The organism is Pygmaiobacter massiliensis, assembly GCF_900199435.1.
In the GTDB taxonomy this organism is placed as follows: Bacteria; Bacillota; Clostridia; order Oscillospirales; family Ruminococcaceae; genus Pygmaiobacter; species Pygmaiobacter massiliensis.
This window is the reverse complement of sequence record NZ_OAML01000002.1, coordinates 99,394-124,039: the sequence shown is the minus strand read 5'-3', so window position 1 is coordinate 124,039 and position 24,646 is coordinate 99,394. Positions and strand designations below refer to the sequence as shown.

At 49.9% G+C, this 24,646-nt stretch carries 19 protein-coding genes; 5 read left to right on the top strand and 14 right to left on the bottom strand.

Features of this window, described 5'->3' with window-relative positions:
* Positions 1–28: 28 nt before the first annotated feature.
* Both uvrA and uvrB read right to left on the bottom strand, forming a co-directional pair.
* Positions 29–2,854, bottom strand: a complete 2,826-nt coding sequence (uvrA, locus tag C1A11_RS00565) for an excinuclease ABC subunit UvrA (RefSeq protein ID WP_102048490.1) — start codon at positions 2,852–2,854, stop codon at positions 29–31.
* Positions 2,855–2,858: 4 nt separating this feature from the next.
* Positions 2,859–4,817: an excinuclease ABC subunit UvrB gene (gene uvrB, locus C1A11_RS00560; RefSeq protein ID WP_102048489.1), complete on the bottom strand. Its 1,959-nt coding sequence runs from the start codon at positions 4,815–4,817 to the stop codon at positions 2,859–2,861.
* A 250-nt stretch (positions 4,818–5,067) separates the two neighbouring features.
* Here uvrB and C1A11_RS00555 point away from each other — a divergent pair, with 250 nt between their 5' ends.
* Positions 5,068–5,511, top strand: coding sequence for a SufBD protein (locus C1A11_RS00555; RefSeq protein ID WP_102048488.1), 444 nt, complete (start codon positions 5,068–5,070; stop codon positions 5,509–5,511).
* A 90-nt stretch (positions 5,512–5,601) separates the two neighbouring features.
* Here C1A11_RS00555 and C1A11_RS00550 read toward each other — a convergent pair whose 3' ends face one another.
* Positions 5,602–6,294: a JAB domain-containing protein gene (locus tag C1A11_RS00550; RefSeq protein WP_180950189.1), complete on the bottom strand. Its 693-nt coding sequence runs from the start codon at positions 6,292–6,294 to the stop codon at positions 5,602–5,604.
* A 160-nt stretch (positions 6,295–6,454) separates the two neighbouring features.
* Between C1A11_RS00550 and C1A11_RS00545 the strand changes: the two genes are divergently transcribed.
* The 3 genes from C1A11_RS00545 to C1A11_RS00535 all read left to right on the top strand — a co-directional run bounded on the left by C1A11_RS00545 (position 6,455) and on the right by C1A11_RS00535 (position 8,811).
* Positions 6,455–7,402, top strand: coding sequence for an RluA family pseudouridine synthase (locus C1A11_RS00545; RefSeq protein WP_102048486.1), 948 nt, complete (start codon positions 6,455–6,457; stop codon positions 7,400–7,402).
* Between the two features lie 312 nt (positions 7,403–7,714).
* On the top strand, positions 7,715–8,287 hold the full coding sequence (locus tag C1A11_RS00540) for a xanthine phosphoribosyltransferase (RefSeq protein WP_102048485.1): 573 nt from the start codon (positions 7,715–7,717) through the stop codon (positions 8,285–8,287).
* A 212-nt stretch (positions 8,288–8,499) separates the two neighbouring features.
* Positions 8,500–8,811, top strand: a complete 312-nt coding sequence (locus C1A11_RS00535) for a YbjQ family protein (protein ID WP_102048484.1) — start codon at positions 8,500–8,502, stop codon at positions 8,809–8,811.
* A 320-nt stretch (positions 8,812–9,131) separates the two neighbouring features.
* On the opposite strand, the gene fliB is transcribed toward C1A11_RS00535, so the two are convergent.
* Both fliB and C1A11_RS00525 read right to left on the bottom strand, forming a co-directional pair.
* Positions 9,132–10,301, bottom strand: coding sequence for a flagellin lysine-N-methylase (fliB, locus tag C1A11_RS00530; RefSeq protein WP_102048483.1), 1,170 nt, complete (start codon positions 10,299–10,301; stop codon positions 9,132–9,134).
* 193 nt (positions 10,302–10,494) lie between these two features.
* Positions 10,495–10,827 (bottom strand): hypothetical protein, encoded by a 333-nt coding sequence (locus C1A11_RS00525; protein ID WP_102048482.1) that lies wholly within the window; start codon positions 10,825–10,827, stop codon positions 10,495–10,497.
* Between the two features lie 109 nt (positions 10,828–10,936).
* Here C1A11_RS00525 and C1A11_RS00520 point away from each other — a divergent pair, with 109 nt between their 5' ends.
* Positions 10,937–11,893 (top strand): RluA family pseudouridine synthase, encoded by a 957-nt coding sequence (locus tag C1A11_RS00520; protein WP_102048481.1) that lies wholly within the window; start codon positions 10,937–10,939, stop codon positions 11,891–11,893.
* 88 nt (positions 11,894–11,981) lie between these two features.
* On the opposite strand, the gene C1A11_RS00515 is transcribed toward C1A11_RS00520, so the two are convergent.
* The 9 genes from C1A11_RS00515 to C1A11_RS00475 form a co-directional block, all read right to left on the bottom strand.
* Positions 11,982–12,797: a putative RNA methyltransferase gene (locus C1A11_RS00515; protein WP_102048480.1), complete on the bottom strand. Its 816-nt coding sequence runs from the start codon at positions 12,795–12,797 to the stop codon at positions 11,982–11,984.
* Positions 12,798–12,851: 54 nt separating this feature from the next.
* Positions 12,852–14,117 carry an HAD-IA family hydrolase gene (locus C1A11_RS14015; protein WP_102048479.1) on the bottom strand — a complete coding sequence of 422 codons (1,266 nt, stop codon included), beginning with the start codon at positions 14,115–14,117 and terminating at the stop codon, positions 12,852–12,854.
* Positions 14,107–15,183: a DNA polymerase III subunit delta gene (gene holA / locus C1A11_RS00505; RefSeq protein ID WP_180950188.1), complete on the bottom strand. Its 1,077-nt coding sequence runs from the start codon at positions 15,181–15,183 to the stop codon at positions 14,107–14,109. Before holA ends, C1A11_RS14015 begins: the two co-directional genes overlap by 11 nt.
* Before the next feature lie 27 nt (positions 15,184–15,210).
* Positions 15,211–17,100 carry a ComEC/Rec2 family competence protein gene (locus tag C1A11_RS00500; protein ID WP_180950187.1) on the bottom strand — a complete coding sequence of 630 codons (1,890 nt, stop codon included), beginning with the start codon at positions 17,098–17,100 and terminating at the stop codon, positions 15,211–15,213.
* Between the two features lie 185 nt (positions 17,101–17,285).
* The gene (locus tag C1A11_RS00495) at positions 17,286–17,825 is read right to left on the bottom strand and encodes a phosphoribosyltransferase family protein (protein WP_102048476.1); all 540 of its coding nucleotides are present in this window, start codon (positions 17,823–17,825) and stop codon (positions 17,286–17,288) included.
* A gap of 62 nt (positions 17,826–17,887) precedes the next feature.
* Complete coding sequence (locus tag C1A11_RS00490; RefSeq protein WP_102048475.1) at positions 17,888–18,226, bottom strand: histidine triad nucleotide-binding protein; 339 nt, start codon at positions 18,224–18,226, stop codon at positions 17,888–17,890.
* Between the two features lie 111 nt (positions 18,227–18,337).
* A complete protein-coding gene (alaS, locus tag C1A11_RS00485) occupies positions 18,338–21,001 on the bottom strand; it encodes an alanine--tRNA ligase (protein ID WP_102048474.1) in 2,664 nt (887 codons plus the stop codon).
* Positions 21,002–21,375: 374 nt separating this feature from the next.
* Complete coding sequence (locus C1A11_RS00480; RefSeq protein ID WP_102048473.1) at positions 21,376–22,719, bottom strand: YjiH family protein; 1,344 nt, start codon at positions 22,717–22,719, stop codon at positions 21,376–21,378.
* Positions 22,720–22,927: 208 nt separating this feature from the next.
* Positions 22,928–24,544, bottom strand: a complete 1,617-nt coding sequence (locus C1A11_RS00475; protein WP_180950186.1) for a peptidoglycan D,D-transpeptidase FtsI family protein — start codon at positions 24,542–24,544, stop codon at positions 22,928–22,930.
* Positions 24,545–24,646 lie beyond the last annotated feature (102 nt).

Below are 24,646 nucleotides of genomic sequence, written 5' to 3'. Positions count from 1 at the left end.
TTTGGAGGCTTTTCACAAGTCTTAGTCGTTATTTGGCGAGCAAAGGCTTCAAATATTGGCCGGTATAGCTTCGCTCGCAGGCGGCTACTTCTTCGGGGGTGCCTACTGCAATAATCTCACCGCCCGCATCGCCGCCCTCCGGGCCAAGGTCGATGATGTGGTCGCTTACCTTGATAATGTCCAGATTGTGCTCAATCACAATAATCGTATTGCCTGCATCGACCAGTTTTTGCAGCACTGTGATGAGTTTATGCACGTCTGCAACATGCAGACCGGTGGTCGGCTCGTCTAGAATATATACTGTCTGCCCTGTTTCGCGTTTTGCCAGCTCCAGTGCCAGTTTAACGCGCTGTGCTTCACCGCCCGAAAGAGTAGTTGCACTCTGCCCCAGCTTGATATAGCCAAGGCCTACATCCGACAAAGTTTTGATTTTGCGATAAATGCGCGGAATATTCTCAAAAAAGCCCATCGCTTCTTCCACTGTCATATCCAGCACATCATAAATGCTCTTGTCCTTGTATTTGACTTCGAGCGTTTCGCGGTTGTAACGTTTCCCTTTGCAAACCTCGCAAGGCACATAAATATCCGGCAAAAAGTGCATTTCGATTTTAATAATGCCGTCGCCCTCACAAGCTTCGCAGCGGCCGCCCTTCACGTTAAAGGAAAAGCGTCCCGGACCGTAGCCGCGCATTTTGGCATCCTGTGTTTGCGAGAACAGAGTGCGAATATCTGTGAATACACCGGTGTAGGTGGCAGGGTTCGAGCGCGGTGTGCGCCCGATGGGTGACTGATCAATACCAATCACCTTATCGACATATTCCAGCCCTTCAATATCTGCAAATTTGCCGGGGCGCAGCTTGGCACCGTTCAATTCACTGGCAAGCTTTTTGTACAGGATATCGTTAATCAAGCTGGATTTTCCGCTGCCCGAAACGCCGGTCACGCAGGTCATGACACCGAGCGGGAACTCCGCAGTAACATTTTTGAGGTTGTTCTGGGTCGCGTCAATAATGCGAATTGCCTGCCCTGTTCCCTTGCGACGCTCTTTCGGTACTGCGATTTGCTTTTTGCCCGAAAGATATTGCCCGGTGATAGAGCGTGGCTCTGCCATAATGTCTGCCACGGTACCGGCTGCCACCAACTCGCCGCCGTGGACGCCCGCACCCGGGCCAATATCAACAATATAATCCGCCGCGCGCATCGTGTCCTCATCATGCTCTACCACAATAAGGGTATTGCCGAGGTCACGAAGCCGTTGCATGGTAGCAATCAGCTTGCTGTTATCACGCTGGTGCAATCCAATGGAAGGCTCGTCGAGAATATAAAGCACCCCCACAAGGTAAGAACCGATTTGGGTTGCAAGCCGAATACGTTGGCTTTCACCGCCCGAAAGGGTCTGCGCGTTACGAAACAGTGTGAGATACTCAAGTCCTACGCTCTGTAAAAAGCCGAGGCGCTCACGAATTTCTTTTAAAATGCGATCAGCAATCATATGCTCGCGCTCGGTCAGCTCCAGCGTATCCAGGAAAAGCAGCTCATCACGCACAGATTTTTGTGTGAACTGTGTAATATTGATGCCACCGACTGTCACGGCAAGGCTCGTTTGCTTCAAACGGTCACCGTTACAATCCGGGCAGGCTACGCCGTTCATAAAGCCTGCAATCTCTTCTTTCATCCAGTCGCTGGTGGTTTCGCGAAAACGGCGCTCTAGGTTGCCCACCAAGCCCTCAAAGCTGGCATAATATCGGCCTTCGCCTCGTTCCGTTTCCCGGTAGAGTTCCAGCTTTTCGCTGCCAGTACCGTAGAGCAGGGCTTGAAGGCCCTCTGCGGAAATCTCTTTAATGGGCGTGTCGAGTGTAAAGTTATACCGCTTCGCAAGCGCCTTGTAATACATTTCGCTGATGGAGCCCGGCGAATAATACCAGCCACTTGCCTTAATGCCACCCTGTTTGATGGAAAGTTTTTTGTTCGGCAGCAGTAACTCCGGGTCTACCCGCATAAAGGTACCGAGGCCGGTACATTTTTCGCAGGCACCGAACGGGTTATTAAAGCTGAACATGCGGGGCGCTAGCTCATCCACCGAAACACCATGTTCCGGGCAGGCATAGTTTTGAGAAAAGTGCATCTCTTCCCCGCCGATGACATCGATGACGATAAGCCCACCGGAAAGGCCGGTTGCAGTCTCAATGGAATCCGCAAGACGGCTGCGCACCTCATCATTAATGACAAGGCGGTCGACTACGATTTCAATGGTGTGTTTGATGTTCTTTTCCAGCTTGATTTCTTCTTCAAGGTCATAGAGGTTGCCATCCACCCTTACGCGGGCAAAACCACTGCGGGCCGCTGCTTCAAACTCTTTTACGTGGGTACCTTTTCGGCCCCGCACCACCGGCGCGAGCACCTGAAAACGAGTTCCCTCCGGCAGTTTGAGAATAGCATCCACCATCTGGTCGACAGTCTGCTGCTCAATCACCCTGCCGCAAACCGGACAGTGCGGCACGCCGATGCGTGCATAAAGCAAACGCAGGTAGTCATAAATCTCGGTTACGGTGCCAACGGTGGAACGCGGGTTGCGCGAAGTAGTCTTTTGGTCTATGGAAATAGCCGGAGAAAGTCCTTCGATGGAATCTACATCGGGCTTGTCCATCTGGCCCAAAAACTGACGCGCATAGCTGGAAAGACTCTCTACATAGCGGCGCTGTCCATCGGCGTAAATCGTATCGAACGCAAGGCTGGATTTACCGCTGCCCGAAAGACCAGTCATTACAATCAGTTGGTCACGCGGCAGGGTTACGTCGATATTTTTTAAATTGTGCTCTCTGGCACCTTTGATGACGATTTTATCTCTGCTCAAAATATTAGCCCTTTCTGAGTTTTTCAATACGGTCACGCAAGTAAGCTGCGTGCTCAAAATCAAGTATTTTAGCGGCTTCTTTCATTTCTCTGGTCAGGCGCGTAATCAGCTGTTCTCTCTCTGCCCTGCTCATGCGCTTTGCCTTTTTCTCACTGCCGTCTTCTTCGGTAGAAATGTTAATCATGCCGCGAATCTCTTTGTGGATTGTTTTAGGCACGATGCCATGTGCCTCGTTGTATGACTGCTGAATGCCGCGGCGCCGGTCGGTTTCCAGCAGCGCACGCTCCATGCTTGGGGTAACCGTATCGGCATACATGATTACCTTGCCTTCGGCGTTGCGCGCGGCACGGCCGATGGTTTGTATCAAGCTGGTTTCGCTGCGCAAAAAGCCTTCTTTGTCGGCATCCAAAATTGCAACCAGCGTGACTTCTGGTAAATCAAGCCCTTCACGCAGCAGGTTAATGCCCACCAAAACATCGATGGCACCACTGCGCAGGTCCCGAATCAGCTCTTGACGCTCAAAGTTATCTACCTCGTGGTGCAAGTATTTTACTCTTACCCCGTGGTCAGAAAGATACTCGGTAAGATCTTCTGCCATTTTTTTGGTTAGGGTGGTTACCAGCACCCGCTCTTTGCGGTCAATGCGCTGGTTGATTTCCGAAAGCAGATCTTCAATTTGCCCCTCGACGGGTTTAACGATAACTTCCGGATCCAGAAGCCCGGTGGGACGAATTACTTGCTCTGCAATCTGCGCGGAGTGAGTACGCTCGTATTCGCCCGGGGTTGCGCTAACATAGATTGCCTGCCCTATTTTGCCCTCAAACTCATCAAAGGTCAGCGGGCGGTTATCAAAAGCAGAAGGCAGCCGGAAACCAAAGTTCACAAGGTTCTGCTTGCGTGCCCGGTCGCCGCCGTACATCGCCCGCAACTGGGGCAGCATAACGTGACTTTCGTCCACAAATAAGATGAAATCATCTGGGAAATAGTCCAGCAGCGTACACGGAATGCTGCCCGGCTCACGCCCGGAAAGGGTGCAGGAATAGTTTTCGATACCTTTGCAGACACCTACTTCCTGCAGCATTTCCATATCGTAGTTGGTGCGCTGGGCAATGCGCTGCGCTTCAATCAGCTTGCCCTCAGCTGTAAAGGCTTTCACCTGCTCATCCATTTCTTCCCGAATTTGACCGATCGCCGAAGCCATTTTTTCGCGTGGGACGATATAATGGCTTGCCGGGAAAATGGCTACATGCTTAATGGTGTTTTTGCGATCTCCGGTCAGTGCATTTACCTCACTGATACGGTCAATCTCGTCACCAAAAAACTCAACCCGGATGGCAACATCATTGTAATAGGCAAGGTTAATCTCTACGATGTCGCCGTGTACGCGGAATTTGTTGCGGGTGAAATTGATGTCGTTGCGCTCATACTGCAAATCTACCAGCCGCCGCATCAGCTCATCGCGTTTCATCATCATCCCCTGGCGTAGACTGATAACCATGCTGCGGTAATCAATAGGGCTACCGAGCGAGTAAATGCAGGATACGCTGGCAACGATGATAACGTCACGTCGCTCAGACAGTGCCGCGGTGGCAGAGTGGCGCAGGCGGTCGATTTCCTCATTAATTGCGCTATCTTTTTCAATGTAGGTGTCGGTAGAAGGAATGTAGGCTTCCGGCTGATAGTAATCGTAATACGAAACGAAATACTCTACCGCGTTGTTCGGAAAAAATTCCCGAAACTCGGTGCACAACTGAGCTGCCAGCGTTTTATTATGTGCCAACACCAGCGCCGGCCGGTTGGCATTTGCAATAATATTGGCCATGGTAAACGTTTTACCACTGCCGGTAACGCCCAGCATCGTTTGTGCGTGGTATCCGTTTTTTAATCCTTCTGTCAGCTTTGCAATCGCTTGGGGCTGGTCACCCGTCGGCTTATATTCTGAGACCAGTTCAAAATGGTCCATACTGTTTCGCCTCCTTACTGCATACCGAGGCACCTGTTGCCTGGGCATGTTCTGCCTTTTCGGGCAAAATTCACTCTATTCTTATCAAAAAACACATATGTTATATTATCTCATTAAACATTTTTAATATCAATAGAACACCCTTGTAAATTTGTAAAATTCACGGTTGCCTGCACGATACAGTTGATGAAACCAGTTTCTGCTGCTACAATGGCAAAAAAGACAGATGAAATTTGCTGGAGGTGTGCAAATGAAAGAGCTGCCGGAGCTGATAGCCGGTTTAAGCGCAGCAGACCATAACTATGCGTTTTTCTGCTTACAAACACTGGAAGAAGAAAGCCGTAAATCTGCGCAGATTTACAATTTTTTAGACGTTTTTACTGCGATGCTGTGGAGCGAAAACTCTTACCTGCGCACGCGTGGATTTCGCTTGATTGCAGCCAGTGCAAAATGGGACAGTGCAAACAAAATAGAAGCGGTACAAGCGCGGTGCCTGGCCTGCCTCGGCGATGTAAAGCCCACAGCCGCGCGGCAGTGCCTTAAGGCTTTGCCGGCCCTTGCCGCAGCAAAGCCACTGTGGAAGAGCGATATCATCACCGCGCTTGCGGATATCACCATAAGCAGTTATCCCCCCAGCATGCAGCCTTTGCTTGCAAAAGACGTTAGGGAGGCATTAGATGCTTTAGGCCAATAATAAAAGCACAGAGCGCCCAGCTGTTTGCATGGGGAAACTCTGTGCTTTCGTTTTATCAAAATATTTCTGTTGGCGCGTTGCCGCGTCCTGTCATCTGGTATACGCAAGCTGTGCGAGCAGTCCCGTATCTGCAAGAGAAATATAACTGTCTTCCGCAACAATAATATGATCTACCAGACGCACATTTAAAAGCTGCAATGCCTGCATCAGCTGGGCGGTTGCCTGCTTATCATTCCGTGAGGGCAGCGCAAGGCCACCCGGGTGATTATGAGCTAAGATAACCCCTGTGGCATTGGTAGCGACTACTTCTGTGACAACCTTTTTGATGCTAATCGGCGCCATATTTACGGTGCCTTCAAAAAGTTTCGTGGCACGCAGTACCTTGTTTTTATCGTCCAGCAATAAAACATGCACTTCTTCGTTAGGCTTACCAAAAAGCCTGCCTACGAAAAACTCGCCGGCGTCGGAGGTTCTGGTAATCACGGTGCAGTTTGCAGTGCGGTCGGCCTGGTAAAAGGCAGCCACTGCCTGCACCAGCTTAATGAGTGTCGCCGAAGTCGGGCCAATTCCCTCAACCTCTATTAAGGCGTTATAAGGGGCATCCAATACCCCCGCAAAGCTGCCAAATCGTTCTAGCAGGCGGTGTGCCATTTCGTTGGTGTCGCAGCGTTTATGGGTAAAAAACAAAAGTAGTTCCAGCACATTTATTGGTTCAAATCCTTCAATGCCCTGTTGCAAAAACCGCTTTTGCAAGCGCTGACGGTGCCCATCGTGAATCCCCAAATTGACACCCCCCTGTTTTTTGTTTATACTTACTTTTATTGATTTTTGTATTGCCTGAACATCGTTTTTTACTGAAAAAGCAACGTTTTTATTATAGCACAGGTCAGGCGGCAAGAGCAATTTAATTTCTGTGGGCTGATACCCCAAAAGGATGTTTTAAGTGAAAGAATTTACCGCCAGCGCAAATGAGGAAGGCGTCCGCCTTTCGCGCTTCGTAGAGAAAGTAACGGCAGAACTGCCGCGTTCTGTACTTTACAAGAGTTTTCGCAATAAACGCATTAAAGTAAATGGAAAAAAGCAAGACCCAGATTACCGGCTTGCCACCGGAGACCTGGTGCAGCTTTACCTGAATGATGAGTTCTTTGCCGCACCTTCTGCCGCGCCTTTAAAAAAGAAACCCGGCAAACTGCAAATCGTATACGAAGACGCTGCCATTGCCGTGCTGTACAAACCGGTGCATATGCTTTGCCATTCTGACCGTACAGGTGATACCAACCTTGTGGATCTTTTTGTAGACCATTTAAAAGAAACCGGCGAATATATCCCCGCTGGGGGCAGCCCCTTTCGCCCGGCGATTTGCAACCGACTGGACCGTGGTACCGAAGGGCTGGTGCTTGCAGCCAAAACTTACCCGGCCTTGCGCGATGCAACCGCAATTATACGGGAAAGCTGGCTACACAAACAATATCTCTGCATCGTAAAAGGCCGCCCCACAGAGGGTCGGCTGACTGCGTACTGGCAGCATGACGAAGGAAAGAAAAAGGTTTTCATTTATCGCAAACCCGCAGAAAAGCGCAAAGAAATTATCACTGGCGTAGAGGTGTTGGAAGAACGCGCTGGCTGTTCGCTTTGCCGCGTTACGCTCTACACCGGGCGCACCCACCAAATTCGGGCGCATCTTGCTTTTCTCGGCTGCCCGCTGCTGGGCGATAAAAAATATGGTGATGTAAACTTTAACGCCCTTTATCCTGCTTTTACAGACCAGGCTTTATGCGCGTACCGGCTAAGCTTTGAGGGAATCCCAAGAGAGAGCACACTGGCTTACCTGAATGGACAAACCATTGAGCTGCCTTCTCCCTCTCTGCCGGTAAAATTCAAACAGCTTTAATAAAAAAAGGAAAGGCCCCCTGTCAAACCGGCAGGGGGTTCCTCTGTGTTCTGAAATTTCGTCCATGCATTTATCAGCGCTTAAGGTTTCGCCCTTCTACCCGTTCTGCGGCATAGCTGCTGAGTCTGCAAAGCCAGAAAAGCCAGCCCGCTACAAGAAGCAAAAAGCAAAGCACGTTGATTTCACCCCCCTTTTTCGGGATTGTACTGCAACCTTAATGCAAAGTATGTCGAATTCTTTTGGTGATGGGGTTGCTCTTACCGTCCAACTTCGCTATAATAGCAACATCTACAAATCGTGAGGAGAGATTTTATGGAACTTTTAAAGCAGCGTATTTTACAGGATGGTACAGTGCGCCCCGGTAACATTCTGAAGGTGGACAGCTTCATTAACCACCAAATCGACGTCGCGCTGCTCAACGAGATTGGCAAAGAGTTCTATCGCCATTTTAAAGAGAAAAAGATTACTCGTATTATTACCATCGAGGCTAGCGGTATCGGCATTGCCTGCATTGCTGCACAATATTTTAACGTACCTGTAGTATTTGCCAAAAAAGCAAAAAGCAAAAACCTGGACGGTGACCTTTACCAAACTGTTGTAACCAGCTACACTCATGGCACTGATTACACCGTTGTGCTGGAAAAGAAATTTCTCGGCAAAGAAGACCGGATTTTGATTATCGACGATTTTCTTGCTACCGGCAAAGCACAAATGGGACTTTTGGACATTGCAAAACAGGCTGGCGCAACTGTTGCGGGCATTGGTATTGTGATTGAAAAGGGCTTTCAAGGTGGTGGCGACCATCTGCGCGAGATAGGCTATGACCTGCAGAGCCTTGCCATTGTGGATTCTATGAGCGATAACGATCTGACCTTCCGCGATTAGTTTCGCTAAAGCAAAGAACCTTTTTCTCCTCTCTTTGCTTGTTTGGCACAAAATGTGGCACACTATTGCATATAAAGCGTGCCAGCAATAAAAAAGCCGTCACGCCCGCCCGTTTTACCGGGTTGTGGTGGGCGGTAAATTTTTTATCCGCTGCCCGACACCTGTTTAGAGCAGCATTTGGGTGCAGCAAAACAAAAGGAGCAGTGAAGGAAATGATTTTGGTCACTACTAATCATATTACCGGTAAGGAGCTGGAGATGCTTGGGCTGGTAAAGGGCGGCACCATACAATCCCGAAACCTTGGCAAGGATATTGCGCAAGGCTTTAAAAGCCTTGCTGGCGGCGAGCTGACTGCTTACACCGAAATGATGAGCATGGCACGTGCACTTGCCACGCAGCGTATGGTAGAAGAAGCGGAGACACTTGGTGCAGATGCCATTGTGGGTGTACGGTATAACTCCTCTTCTGTGATGCAGGGAGCGGCAGAGATTCTTGCTTATGGCACAGCGGTAAAATTTAAATGATTCTTTGCTTTTCAAGTTTCGTAAGTCGGTGTTTTTACACCGACTTTTTATTTTATGCAAAGCCGCCAGCTTTATATGGAATATTCTTTTACGGCAATTATGCGCTAAAACCGTTTTCACTATAAATACTGCTCTTGTCTTTTTATTAGTGCTGTATATGCTGTTGAGCCCCGAACTTTTGCAATAGCTTGCACCGTAGATTACGCTGCGCCGTCCGGGTATGCAACAAAATAAGCAGTTACTGGGGCCTGCCAAGCTTTGTCTTGGAACAAAAAATCAGTGTGCCCGCTCTTATGCGAGGCACACTGAAAAAATTATAATTAATTGGTGAGAGCCGAGAGTGCTACTTTATCTGGCATGATTGCAAATAAAGCCATGCGTAAAGCATCTTGACCGAACAGCGCAGAACGAAAGCTTGCTGCGAGCAACGCATCTATATTCTCTTCGGAATATTCAATCTCTTTCGAGTATCTTACCGCAAGTGAAAGTCGCTGCGCGCAGCTACAATCCTCTGTTTGTGCCAATACCAGCAACCGATGCATCAGCCAGCTGGAAAACACAAGATGAATTTTTGACAGCGCATCATGGTCTTGCATGGCTTTCATAAAATAACGCCAGACGCCGTAAACCAAAAGCTGCTCTTCCTCCCGCGCAGCTTCCGGTGAAAGTACAAAACCTTGTACAGCGTGTTGCAAAATCTCCGGCAGCCGGGTTTGTATCTCTTGCAACTGTGTCATCCACGCTGGATCATTGATTTCAAACTCTTGGTATAGCCCTGCAAACTGTTGGTACCAAGCCAGGGCACCCTTTTGCTGCCGGGTAGAAAGCACTGGGCGTTTGATAGGCTGATGCAACTCTTGCACAGCGTCCCAGCGGGCAAACAGTTCCGGCAATTGCTCCAGGTTTTCTTCCAGGCAAGACTGCAGCTCTTCCCCATACTGAAGCAACAAAAGTACACGGCTTTCAATCGGCAGTGTACGGTTTTGGAGAATCATCAGCGCGCGCTGCCGGGCTGCAAGCAGGTGGTTTTCCCATTGATCCGGCTGCCGGTGTGGCAGTTCCTGTTCCCCTTTTATGGGGGCTTCCCTCTCCAAAAAGGCAACAGGGGTACGATGGGTCAAAATCAGCCGTGCCGCTTCTTCACAGCAAAGGCCTAGCCCCGCCTCAGTGCAATCACTCAGCCAAGTATAAAAACGCGGGTGCCGGTCACAGATTTGGCAAAGGTGCCCGGCACCCAGCGTGGTTATAATATCGCAAAGGTTTTGTTCGTTTAAAAAAGGGCAACGCTCGTCCTCTTTCAGCCGAAAATGAGGCTCACCCTCGGTGTCAATTTCCGTGCGAAGGCGCTCGCCAAAAGCCCCCGGCTGGGAGCGGTAATCCTCCCATGCAACGGGGTCAATATCTATTTCCCATCCAATGCAGCAATTGTCTTTGCAGGCACTGCCAATGCAATGAAAATCGGGATAGTAATCCGGTATTCTCTGTTTCACCTTTTATTCTCCGTTATCCGCGTTTGTTTTTGTCAGCAACTGGTGCATACACCGTTATTACTGACCAAAAGTATCGAATTTGAGTATACCATTTTTACATCTTTTTCGCCATTCTTATCTTAGTGTCTTCCGCAAAATCAAAAAAATACCACAGTGCGTACGCTCTGTGGTATAAATAAAACTTATAATGTTGTTAGTTTGCGGTAGTTGTGCTGTTGGCCTTTGCTTTTATAGTTTGCGCTGCTGGTCCGTTTACAATGCTACCAAACTGTTTGATGAGATCGAACAGATAGTTGCTGCCACGGCTGATAAGCACACCGGTCAGTACACTGCCCACATAAGGCAACGACGCTTCCAGTCCCAGCATCTCGAAAAGATCGATTCGATAGACTACTGCACAAAATACCCCAATGCCAATCGAAAGAGCCATTTGCCAGCAAAGATGATGGTTTTGGATGAGATGCTGCAGGTAAGTGATAAGACCCTCTACTACTACAGCCATAAGAAGGATTGGCATGAAATTCATAGCGGTTTCCTTTCTGTGCTTTTTTATTACAAATCACTGATATCTATGCTATACTAAATAAAAATATGCTGCCCGTGCGTGGGGCAGCAAAGCAAACGGAGTGTTATTTATGCAGCGTCTTATTGTATCCACCCCGGCCCCTGTGCGGCTTTGCGATTATCTGCCGGGTGTATGCCCGCTTTTGGGTGGTTCTGGTAAAGTATTTCGGCTTGCCAAAGAGAAAAAGATTAAGCTGAACGGAGCCAAATGCGAGGGCGGTACGAAAATAAAAAGCGGAGATGAGCTAACGCTGTTTTTGCCGGACGAGCTGCTGCGCCGACCAGAAGGCGGTCCGCTTTTTCTTTCTGCACGGCCGTCACTAGCGGTAGTATACGAAGACAGCCAGCTGCTGATTGTCGATAAGCCTGCTGGACTGCCCGTGATGGACGAAGCCGAGCAACTGGCAGACACCTTGATTAATCGGGCACTGCTTTACCTCTACGGTAAAAAAGAGTACCAGCCGGACAAGGGCTACACCCCTACACTTTGTCACCGGTTGGATACCGGAACCAGCGGGCTTGTTATTCTAGCAAAAACCTCAAAAGCCGAAACGGCGGTGCTGGCTGCCATTAAAAAACGCAGCATTGCAAAAACGTATTACTGTGTTACCTTTGGTCGTCCGCAGCCCGCAGAGGCAACTTTGCGCGGCTACCTTTACAAAAACGCCGCAAAGGGTGTGGTTCAAGTATTGGATGCACCGCGCTCGGGTGCTGTCGAGATTGTGACAGAATATCATCAGCTTGCCGTTAGCGGACGGCTTGCCTTGCTGGAAGTCAACCTTATCACCGGGCGCACCCATCAGATTCGCGCGCATCTCGCAAGTATTGGCTGCCCGATTGTCGGCGACTCCAAGTATGGGAACAATGCCGTTAATCGCGAGCTGAAAGCCAAATATCAGCTGCTTTGCGCACGTAAAATCACTTTCCCCGCCTGCCATGAAGGGCCTTTGGCAGCTGTATCAGGAAAAACCTTTACAGCAGAAAAACCCTGGTATTTCGAGCAGGTTTTAGATGGCACCCTAAAGTAGTGTCCCTACCAGAAAATCATCTTGTGCGATAATAAAAAAAGCCCCGTGCGCTGCATTTTGCAGCAAGGCACCGGGCTTTTCTTTTTGTCTATTTTCGTTGGTACACCAAAAAATCAAACGCAATTTCGGTTTTCAGTGTAGTAAGTGCCCGCAAGCGTTCAGCTCCTTCTTTCGGGGTGTTCCAATAATAAGGCGTCATCGAAAACAAAGCTTCAATGCTTTCGGCATCGGGCAAAGTAATTTCAGCTTGTACAGAAACGCGTTTTTCAAAACGAAAGCCTGGATATTCAGTGTCCTTCACTTCGTTTTCGTAGGGCTGTGCGTACAGCACCTCTTTCATTCCGTACAGGTGCCGCGCACCGGGTACCGCGTAAATCCACCGACCGCCTTTTTTTAAGACACGGGCAAATTCTTCTGGCACAGCAGGTGCGAAAATATCTACCACGCAATCCACACTTTCGGCGGGTGCCGGAATATGGAAAATGCTTGCAACGGCAAATTCTATGCCCGGATATTTTTTCGCTGCTGCTTTCACGGCAAATTTTGAAATATCAAAACCTGCCGTTCGCATTTGCAAATTTTCTGCTGCCATCTGCGCCGTATAATAGCCTTCGCCGCAACCTGCATCCAGCAGCACAGGGTGGGCAATGTCCGCAACCGTCTCGCTTGCCAGCTCGCAAAGCTTATTGGCAAAAGGCGCGTAAAAGCCTGCCTCTAAAAAGCGCCGGCGTGCCGCAACCATTTGTTTATCATCGCCAGGCACAGCCGAATGCTTGCGATTTGCCGGCAGCAGATGCGTGTACCCTTCTGCGGCAATATCAAAGCTATGTCGGTTCAGGCAGCGCAGCGTCCCCTGCTGCTTCACTAATTTTTTCCCGCAAAGCGGGCAGCAAAATAATCCCATGTAATTCCTTTCTTTTCGCTCTCGGTATGCTGTGTTTTTTGTTGTCGCATTGGCTTAGCGCAGCACATTAAGCAGTTCGCTTAATGTGTTTGCGCCAAAGTCTGCGTCTGGTGCATCAGCCGCACGGTCTATGCCGATTGCCCCCAGCCCGGCAGCCTTTGCGCCCGCCACATCATCCTGCGCATTGTCCCCAATCATAATTGCCTGTTGCGGATGGCCCGCCACTGCCATTGCATAATCGAAAATCTCTTTTTTCGGTTTATCATAGCCCACGAGCCCTGAAACGACCAAATCTGAGAAATAGGGCATCAGCCCCAATGCTTCCACGATTTTAGACAGTTCCGGAAAATTATTAGAAACGAGCACTTGCCGATACCCCCGCTTTTGCAGCGTAGCAAGCACTTCAGCAGCATCTTCACGCAGGTGATGCGTTTCCGGTGCTGTTAGCACAGGGCGAAACTCTTTTGCCATTTCGCGTGCTTCTTCAGAATTAAAACCCAGCTCTTTATAAACAGCTGCAAAATTTTGCTCTACGTAGTGCCACCATGCGCCTTTTTCGGTCAGAGGTTTGGTGTTCTCGCCGGGATAAACCCACCAGGGCAAGCAGTTATGGCGCAATTTCTGGTGCAACTCTTCCCATGTCAGCGTACTGTTTGGCCTGCGTTTTAGAATGGAGCGCATCGCCACGTCGCTCCATGTGTGCTCTGGCAGCGTCAGTGTACCGTGAAAATCCCAAAACAGTACCGGCTTTTTGCGGCAAATCGCAACCATTTCTTCATAAGAATAAGTTGCATTCAGTGTTTCCAGCAGTGCTTTTTTAGAAAGCCGCAAAGGCAGGCCTATGGTTGCAAGCAGTTCACGGCGACGCTCTGCACTGCCGGGTGTGCCGGAAATACCAAGCTCGAACAAATCCGTGTAGTTCAGCAAACGTCCGGCACGCGGCGTTTCTTCGGTGGCTCCGGCCCGCCGCAATGCTTCCAGAATAATTTCATTGGGCAAACCCTCTACACCCAAGGTTCCCTCTTTGGAAGGAGCAGATTTTCGGGATTCTTTACCCTGCACCGCAGGTATATAAGCATGCTTAATTACGGCGCCTTTTGCAAAGTTTTTGATGTAATTGCGAATACGAAATCCCGCAGCGTCAGAGTCTGTCAAAATAATAATTCCGCGTTTTTTACCCAAGTTTTTGATAAGCTCTCGTTTTTCTTCATCCCGGTAAATCGAAAAACCGCCGGTTGTAATAATCAGGCCGTCTACAATGCCAGAAAGTTTGGCTGCATCATATTTACCCTCAACTACCAATACCTCGTTAATGCGCATAGTTCCTCCGCTTTGTGCCGCCGCACATCAGCAACTCCCCAACCGCAAGCTCCAGCAGAATTTTACGGTCAACGGCGCTGCCTTTTAATTTTTTATCCAGCCGCGCCAAAATGTCCAAACATTCTGCCAACTGAGAAAGAGAATAGTTTTTTGCTGTTTCCAAGCTTTTTTTCAGGCGGTAATCACTGCCCTTATATCCAAGCTCTTTAAACACAGTGCCATAACCGGCACTGGCTGCCGCGCCAGCCTTGACACGGTACATATCCAGATAACTACCTGTCAACGCTGCGGCAATCATAATGGGCTCATTTTGCAGATAAAACAGCTCACCCAACAAGCGGTACGCTGCGTCTGCACGTCCGGATAAGATATGTCTTGAAAGCTCGAACACATCAGCTTCGATATTTCGGGTAGACATTTTTTGTACTAAGGTCAGGTTTATTTCACCATAGCCACAAGCAGCCGCCAGTTTTTCTGTTTCGGCACGCAGCAACAGCAAATCTATGCCGCAGCGCTCTACCAGCGTTTCGGCGGCATTTTCATCAAATTCTGCGCCCAGCTTTTTTGCATAGCGCATTACATACTGCTTTGCAGACCCTTCATTAGGTTTTTCGAGTGCCGCCACAATGCCGCATTGCTCTACCGCAGAAAGCAGTGTTTTTGCAGAGGCCGGCAACTTTAAGGCCGCTGCACCTTTCCAGGTTTTGGCCGGCTCTTTCAGCAAAACGGTAAAAACCAACACAGCATTTTCCACTTCCGAACAAAGATCCGCCAGCAATTTTAAATCCGCTGTATTCACAGCTGCGGGGTCAAGATGCGAAAAAAGCACAACGCGTTTAGTACCAAACAGCGAAATTGCCCCCGCAGCTTCCACCGCTTTGCCAATATCCGGGATAGGCCCCGGCAAAATCGTGGCGTCCTCGCCCGTCTCCTGCGTCAGCGAGCCAATCAGCCGCGAAGTAAAGGAGCTGAGCAGATATTCGTCGTAAGAGTACAGCAGCCATGCGGGAACTGCACGCCCCGTTTTAATCGCGCGCGATAGTTCAGAGCTGTCTAATATTGCCATCTGCAAAGCCTCTTTTCTCATTAGATCTTATGAAAACAATCCCCCACTGCGGTATGTAATCGCACCATCAAGGCGCAAAAATGCAGTGGGCACGGTGCCCGTTACCAATTTTTCTTTTTGCTGCCACGCCCATTCAGGGCGCAAATCCCCGGCCAAAATACAGCTTGTCTGCAATGCAACAGGCTCTTTGGCGGCAGCAAAGCAAGCATCCACTTCTCCAAGGTGTGATGCGTTCACCTGCCCAGTGGGAAGCAACAACCGGAACCTACCGATTTCGATTAATGCAAAGGCACCTTCTTTTTGAAACTGTACGGTAATCATTATATCATCAAATGGCGTAAAAGTAACGGTTTGCTCCTCTTTTTCTTGCGGTTTTTGATAGCTTGCTGGCTGATACCATTGCAAAACCGGGCGAGCTGCTGTTTTAGCTGAAAGATCGCAAAGAAGTACCAATTCTTGAATGTTCTGCTGGGTAAGGTAACTTTCCAGGGCATCAGTGCCACGGTTGCCGCCGCTCCATATCACTGCGGCTTTACGGCCAGCAGTAATCGCCACAGCGGGGGCTGAACCGCTTTTAATCAGCGCTGCTTTTACGGTGCCCGCGGAGAGGACGTTGCCAAGTAGCAATGCCCATAGCGAAAGCGCTGCTGCAAAAAAGCAAAGTGCACGCCGTTTTTTTGCTTTTAAAATCAGTACGCACAACACGGCCAAGATGCCTAATACAAGAAGCGTATAGCCACCACGCAAAGACCAATATCCCATTTGCAGATTTGCAAAAAAGCGAGAAACACCAATCACCCATCGGCATAAAATGCCGCAAAGCCCAAGCAGTATGCGGCCACCTAACGGAAAAATCTGATAAATACTTGCACCCGCAAGGCCACTAGCCATTAAGCAGGGCAAAACCGGGGTTGCCAAAAGGTTGGCCGGCAACGCCCAAAGCGAAACGCCCCACCCCATTGCAATCAGAATCGGCAACGTCGCTATGCAGGCAGCGACTGGAACTAAAATGCAAGAAGTCAAGCGAAGAAGTGCTTTTTGATAGCGAGCAGGTTCTCGCTTTAAATTTCCCCATAGCCTGTCAATGGCCTCCCCTGCAAGCAAAACTCCAAGTGTGGCTGCACAAGAGAGCAAAAGCCCAGGATTTGCAGCCCGGTAAGGATTGGTCAATGTCATACAAAATAATACAAATCCCACCGAGGTACAAGGATCCGTACGGGTACTGATAACATCGGCCAACAGCACCAAAAACAACATAACGCCAGCGCGCAGTACCGAAGGCGAGGCGCCAGAAAGAGCGCTAAAGCTTAAAATGCCGATGGTTCCGCAAATCAGCCTCAGCCAGCGCCTGCCGCGTGGTATTAGTGCAAGCAACAATCCGGTGATGACCGAAAGGTGCATTCCGCTAACCGCCAGCAAATGCGACAGCCCTGCTCTTTGGCTTTCGATGGTGAGCCGATTGCTAAGGGCGGATTTGTCCCCTGTGCAAATTGCCGCGGCCAGCGCACCCGGCTCTGGCTGAAGCTGACTTTGCAGCGTGAGCGAAAGCTTGTCGCCAAGCCGAGTCAGCCAATCAGTTAAACGATTGCTTTTGCCGGTGATAACCGGAGCCCCCGCAATCTCCGCAGAAAGATACTGCTCTCGGGGCAGTATTTCTCGATTCACCGAAACAAACCGCAGCGGCACACTGACAAGCTCACCTGCTTCACATCCCGCAAAGCCGGAGAGGCCGATGCGCGGCGCAATGGGCAACCGATGCCCGCCCGCAGTTTCTATCTGCAAAGTTGCCCAGCCATTTTCGTCGGTAGAATCCACCGAAACAATTTTCGCCTCCACCTGCATTGTTCTGCCACAGAAAGATGCCAGATTAGGTAAAAGAAAAAACTCTGCGGCCGTAATCCATAATACTGCTGCCACCACACCTGCTGCGGCTACCAGAATGCGTGTTGAATTTTGTCGATATTGCTTGCCGACTAGCACGCAGAGTGATAATAAAAAAGCAATGCCCCCAAGCAGCCAGGCTGCCTGAGGGCATTTTATGAAGATCAGTTGCGTCAAAGCCCACGCAAAGCAAAATGTCGCAAGAGGTCTTTTCATAGGTCTTATTTAAAGAATAGGGGCAAATGTTCGAGATAGATGATATCGTCACGGTCGCCTGCATCGCCTTCTGCCAGGGCTGCAGCTTTGCCAACAATCTGGCCTTTGCTTTTGCCAACCAGCGCCTCCAGCGCATGCAGCGAGCCACCGGTGCTGATAACATCATCCACGATAAGCACACGTTTGCCATCCATCTGGTCCAGGTCTTTTTTGTCGATGACAAGACGCTGTACCGCTTCGGTAGTGATGGATTTATCCTCCACAATGACTGCTTCGCTCATGTAAAGTTTAGGACCTTTACGTGCCGGGATATAGTTTTTACCGCTCTGGCGAGCCATCTCGTAAGCAAGTGGAATGCCTTTTGCTTCTGCGGTGACGATAATATCGAACTCCGGGCATTTTTCGAGCAGCGCTTTTGCACATGCAACCGTCAGCTCAACGTCGCTAAACATGATAAAAGCAGCAATGTCCATATGCTCATTTACTGCGCAAATCGGAAGATGGCGTATTAAGCCTGCAACGTGCAGTTCGTAAGTGTTTTCCATTATTCTATCATTCCTTCGTAATCGGGCATTGCCCATAATAAAAGTGTAGTTGCCGGTGGCTATCAGCCCGGAGGCCATGCAAGGCTACGTTTTGCCAGCACGTGAAAGTGCAGGTGCGCCACGCTTTGCCCGCCATCTTCGCCTACATTGGTCACAACACGATAACCCTTTTCTACGCCCTGCTCTGCACAAAGTTTCGCGATGGTCGCGAAGATATGCGCAAGCAAATCGCCGTCCTGTGCGGTTAGCTCAGCAGCTGACCCAATGTGCCTTTTCGGCACCACGAGGAAATGCAGCGGGGCTTGCGGATCGATGTCGTAAAATGCAAGAATCCGATCATCTTCAAACAGTTTGTTTGAGGGAATCTCCCCTGCCGCTATTTTGCAAAACAGACAATCCATTTTATTGACCAGCCTTTCTGCCTTGTGCCCGACAAAATGATTTTTGCCCGGCAGCTTTATTTTCACCTTGGTGCAGCAGGCGGCTTTGCGACACCTGCTGAGCCAGGTTTATTATTTCATCAGGCTTCGAACCAGCTCCGGCACAGCTGCCAGCGCTTCGTCTACCTTGCTTGCGTCGCGTACGCCAGCCATAGCAAAATCCGGTTTACCGCCGCCGTTGCCGCCGGTAATGGCCGAAGCAAGCTTTGCAAGTGCACCCGCTTTGATGCCGCGAGCAATCGCTTCACGTCCCACAGCTACCGCCATGGTACCTTTGCCATCGCTGTCTCCGCAAAGCACTACAACCGAAAGGGGCACAGTGTCACGGATTTTATCGCACATGCTGCGCAGCGTATCTGCGCCGGTGCCGCTGAAATAAGCGGTCATAATTTTGATGCCATCAACCTCTTGTGCGTTTTTAAAGAGGCCTTCTGCCTGCTGGCTTGCAGCGGCAGCTTTTGCTTTATCCAGCTGGCTGCGCAGGTCATGCAGCTCTGCATTGACAGATGCTACACGGATCGGCAAATCTGCCATATTGCTGACTTTCAGCTTTTCGCAAGTATCGGCAATCAACGCTTCACGCTCTGCAAGTAGAGCCAGCACGTTGGTGCCGGTGACACCTTCGATGCGGCGGATGCCCGCTGCAACGCTGGTCTCGGACAGAATCTTAAAGCCGCCAATCATTGCGGTATTGGCAACGTGGGTGCCGCCGCAGAGCTCGGTGGAGTAACCCTCGATGTTAACAACACGCACGGTGTCGCCATATTTTTCGCCAAATAATGCCATCGCGCCGCGCTCTTTTGCTTCTTTAATGGACATGACCTCAGTCATAACCGGCAGTGCATCGAAAATCTTCTCGTTCACGATTTTTTCGACCTTCGCCAGCTCATCGGCCGTCACAGCGCCAAAGTGAGTAAAGTCAAAACGCACGCGGGAGCTATCCTCGTAAGAACCAGCCTGGTGCACGTGCAGGCCCAGAACGTCGCGCAGAGCTGCCTGCAGCAGATGTGCAGCGCTGTGGTTGCGGGCTGTCGCCATGCGCAGACGGCGGCTGACACTTGCTACCACTTTGGCACCCTTTACGAGCAAACCGCTCTCAAGCACGCAGGTGTGAACATAGAAGCCTTTCGGGGTCTTTTTGCAGCCGGTGACGCGCAGCTTTACGCCTTCGCCGGTGAGGTAACCCATATCGCCAACCTGGCCACCAGCTTCTGCATAGAAGGGGGTCTTATCTAGAACAACCAGTACGCCCTCTTTGGCGCCGTCATCCATCGATACAGCATCTACAAGCTCGTCTTCGTCGGCCACTGCCAGTACGGTGCTGTCGCTTTCCAGCTTATCATAACCAACAAATACGGTCGGCTCAGCATCCAGCTCACCGAACAGGTCGGTCGCCCAACCGTTGATGTCTTTGGACTTACGGTCTTCACGAGCGGTTTCACGCTGGCGCTGCAGCTCTTCGCGGAATTTATCTTCATCGACTTCGATGCCAGCCTCTGCCACGATTTCTTTGGTCAAATCCAGCGGGAAACCAAAGGTGTCGTGCAGGCGGAACGCCTCAATGCCGGAGAGAATCTTTTTCTTGCCTTCCATCGCTGCGTTGCTGATGGCATCTACCATGCCGTTGAGGATGGAAAGGCCCTGGTCAATTGTGCGGGAGAAACGGTCTTCCTCTGCGCTGATGACTTTTTTGATATAATCTTCATGCTCGCGCAGCTCGGGGTAAGCACCGCCGTTTTCTGCAATTACGGTATTGCAAAGTTCAGCGAGGAACGGACGGTCGACGCCCAACATACGGCCATGGCGTGCTGCACGGCGCAGCAAACGGCGCAGCACATAGCCGCGGCCTTCGTTAGAGGGCAGAATTCCGTCGCTTACCATAAAGACAGTGGAGCGAACGTGGTCAGTAATAACGCGGATGGAAATATCGGTTTTGGGGTCATCACCGTAATGCTTGCCAGTGATGCGCTCAACATGTTTCAGAATGTTGTTGACGGTATCCACCTCGAACAGGTTGCCAACACCCTGAAGTACGCAGGCAAGGCGCTCAAGGCCCATGCCGGTATCGATGTTCGGATGCTCCAGCAGCGTGTAGGTACCTGCGCCGTCAGAATCAAACTGGCTGAACACGAGGTTCCAAACTTCCATATAGCGGTCGCAGTCGCAGCCGACTTTGCAATCTGCTTTGCCGCAGCCATATTCGGGTCCACGGTCAAAGTAAATTTCGCTGCAAGGGCCGCACGGGCCGGAGCCATGCTCCCAGAAGTTATCTTCTTTGCCGAAGCGAACCATGTGATCGGGGTCAATGCCGATTTTTTTCGTCCAGATGTCGTAAGCTTCATCATCCTCGAGGTAAACCGAGATATAAAGCTTTTCGGCCGGAATCGCAAGGCGTTTGTTCAAAAACTCCCAGCCCCATGCAATTGCATCTTCTTTAAAATAATCCTGAAAGCTGAAGTTGCCCAGCATTTCGAAGAAGGTACCATGGCGCGCAGTGATGCCAACACGCTCAATATCCGGGGTGCGGATACATTTCTGGCAGGTGCAGACGCGGTTGCGCGGCGGCTCTTCCTGCCCAAGGAACCATTTCTTCATCGGGGCCATGCCGCTGTTGATCAGCAGCAGGCTTTTGTCATCTTTCGGAACAAGCGGAAAGCTGTCCAGACGAAGATGTCCTTTCTCTTCAAAAAACGAGAGAAACTCTTCGCGCAGGTCGTTCAGTCCAGTCCATTTCATAAGTTACATTCCATTCCTTTTCTTTTGAAATTTCTCGGTTTTGCATGGAGAGGGTTAAAAAAGGTTAGGCCTCCGCCCCAAACAGGGACGAAGGCCGTGAAAACTCCGTGGTACCACCCAAATTGCGCACTGCTTTGCAGCACGCCACTCTGTTTGCTTTAACGCAGCAAGACGTCCGGTTTTGCCGGAGGCTCAGGGGCGGCTTGGGCGCGCAATGCAGTAAAAACCTTTCAGCCGAGGGTTTTCTCTCTATGACCGATGCGGGCCTTTGATCCCATCAATGCCTTTTTGCATGATTACTGTATTATTATAGGAAAGGAAGCCCGGAATGTCAAGGGCAGATGTCCTAATCAGGCTGAACGTTCGCCCCGCTGTTAAACGAGGAAGAAGTAAGCAAACGGGGTTGCCAACACAAGCGAAAGAATGATGCGTTCTACCCAGATAATCAAGATGTCTTTGAGCTTAATTTCAATATCGGTAGAAAGAATGCACGGAATCGAGGCAGAGAAAAACAATATTTCGGACACGCATACAATAGCCGCCACTGCCTGCACCAGCGGGCTGGCATTGGCTACGATGCTTGCAGGCAAGAACATCTCTGCAAGGCTGACTGCGCAGCCTTTGGCAAGCATAGCCGCCTCCGGCCCGAAGCCAAGCAGTTTTGTAAACGGAAGGAACAAGTAGCCGATGATATCGAATACCGGCGTAAACGCTGCAAGCAACAATCCAAAAAAGCCAATCGAAAGTAGTGTCGGGCCAATCGAAAGTGCTAGGTTGAGGCCATCTTTGAAATTCTTAACAATACCTTCCCCTATGCCTCCGGCATTCTCGCAGGCAGTAAGTCCTTCGTCCCATGCGGTTGCAAACAGTTTGCCTTTTTCAGCTACTCTTTCCGGCACTGGCGGTTTGCCGCCGTAAGAAAGGTCGGATTTGTGGTTGAGCGGATAAAGCCTTGTGGTAAGCGCTGTCACGATAAAAGTAATCACCAAAGTGCCCCAGAAGTATGCATTCCACTTGCCCATTAAGCCCAGTGTTTTCGCAACAACTACCATAAAGGTGGCCGATACGGTAGAAAATCCGGTGGCAATAATACAAGCTTCTTTGGTAGAATACCGCCCTTCTTTATAGACGCGGTTTGTAATCAAAAGACCTACCGAGTAGCTGCCGACAAAGGAGGCCACGGCGTCGATAGCAGAGCGGCCGGGTGTTTTCCAAATCGGCCGCATTATGGGGCGCATAAAAACACCGACGAATTCCATCAGCCCGTAATTGATGAGGAAAGCAAGAAAAACTGCACCTACCGGAACCAACAGTGTAACCGGAATCACCACTTTATTGAATACGAAGGGCAGCATATCAGGTGCCCAGATGCTCTCTGGTCCCAAATGAAATACCACCATAATATAAACGAAAACCGCAAGCACTTTGAAAACAGAGAAGATAATTGTTACTTTATCTTTGTTCCATGTTTTGCGAACAAACGGCAAGGCCGCGCCCAAGACGACGATAATGCCGGCATACACCAGCCCGAAATTAGGAACGGCCCGGATGGCTGTAACAATATGGTCGATGGGAATCGACTTTGCGCCATTGATTGTAACGGGGATAAAGAACATAAAAATGCCGACAAGATTAAGCAAAAAGAATTTGGCTACAACTTTGGGGTCGTGTGTCTTTTGCTCTACAGCTTCGTTTCTAGAAACCACAATTTCATCCATTTTAATGCCTCCATTCAAATCGCAAATGTAAAACCACTTGTGGTTTCATCTTAGCATTTGGTTTTTCGCGGCTCAATTGGCAGAATGAAGTAAATTTTCCGGAAAGAAATAGAACCTTTCAACAGTTTCGACCTGTTGTTTTTTCTTTCGCTTTTTCTCGTACCGTCTAAGTTTGCGTCTAATTTTTTTATTTCACGTTTCTTAGACGCTAATCTATCTTTTGGTCTTTAAAAAGTGCAAGGCTATTGCAAAGTTCTGCAAAAACAGGGCTTAAAGCTTCACCGCTGCGGGTAGTAGAATCCTCGAAAACTACAATCGTATAACGCGGAGATTCTGAAGGGTAAAAGCCTGCAAACCAAGCATCGTAAAGTTCTTCTTCATTTTCATTCATACGCCCGGTTTGAGCAGTGCCCGTTTTACCTGCCGCAAGCCCTTCTTGCGGGGCAGCTGTGCCTGCAATGCCCTCGGTAATAACGGCCTCAAGCATTTTTTGCAAGGTTTTTGCCGTTTCAGGCTTCATAATACGCAGCGTTTCCTGCGTGGGTCCGGGGCTAACCACTTCTCCTGTATTTTGGTTGATTACGCCCTTTACTGCTGTGGGGGCAATATAAACCCCATCATTGGCAATGGCATTGATAGCGCCTGCAAGCTGCAAAGGGCTTGCCAGCAACTGTCCCTGACCAAAACTCAAGGTTACAAATTCGCCGGGTGTGGTCATCTGCGAAACATCGGGCAGGTTGCCAGCGGCAGAAAGGTAATTATCCCACAGCATCAGGCCACGCCCAAAACCGGCGCGCCGTGCCATAGAGCAAAGCGTATCTTTTTCCTCCATCTGCTGTGCCAGCTGGATAAAGTAACAGTTACAAGACTGTTCCAGCGCTTTTTTCATATCCACCGAACCGTGTGCTTTGTTTTTGGCGCAGTGGTATTTGTGTCCTGCCACTTCAATTTCGCCAGTGCACTCATAAACAGCATTTTCATCCATACCAGCTTCCAATGCTGCTGCGGCAACAATCGGTTTGAATACGGAGCCAACGTTATAAGCTGCCGTTGCGCGGCAAAGCAGCGCAGTGTCGCCATTCTTAATGCTTTTCGCTACATTCAACGGGTCGTACTGCGGCACACTTGCAAGGCCTAGAATTTCCCCGCTCTTTGTATCCAGCACAACTACCGCACCGCTCGTCAGCCTGCTTTCCGCCACAGCTTCACATAGCCGCTGCACCGACAGCGACAGCGTCATCTGTACTGCCTCGCTTGTGCCTTCTTCACTGTAAACCTCCGGCTCAGTACCTTGCATCAGCCCGCCGGCAGCCATTGTTTCGCACCGCACAAAAGTTTTGGTGCCACCGCGTGCCAGTACATCGTTGTAAGCTTTTTCAATGCCGGATGCACCTTTTCCATCGCCGTCTAAATAACCAATCAGATGCACCGCCGTCGGTGTTTCAAAATAACGGCCGGGCCGCGTAAAGGTATAGATGCCTTGATCTGCGGGCAAGCTTTCCACAGAGACCAGCGAAGGGCCGTAGACACCATTATTGTACAGACTGGCCGCCGCATCTGGTGAAAGGCTGCGGTAGAGTTTAGCATAGCTGGAATCGCCTGGCAGTGCCAACGCCATTGTTTCGTTGTTGCCGTCAATCAGCGAGCGACCCTCCCTGTCTAAAATTTCGCCGCGCCCAGCTGAGAGCTGCAACGATACCGTGCTTTGCGCTTTTGCAGTATCGGCGGTATAGGGGTCCAGCATCAACGCAAAAATGCGTAACTGCACCACAGTGAACAAAGCCAAAAAAAGGCCAAACAATGCAATCAAACGTTTGCTGGACATCTTGGCATACGCCCCTTTCCGGAGTAAAATAGAACCAGAAAACAGTTTTATAACAGCAACGCGGCCAAAAGTCATTTTCGTGTGTTCTTCTATCTGTTTAGT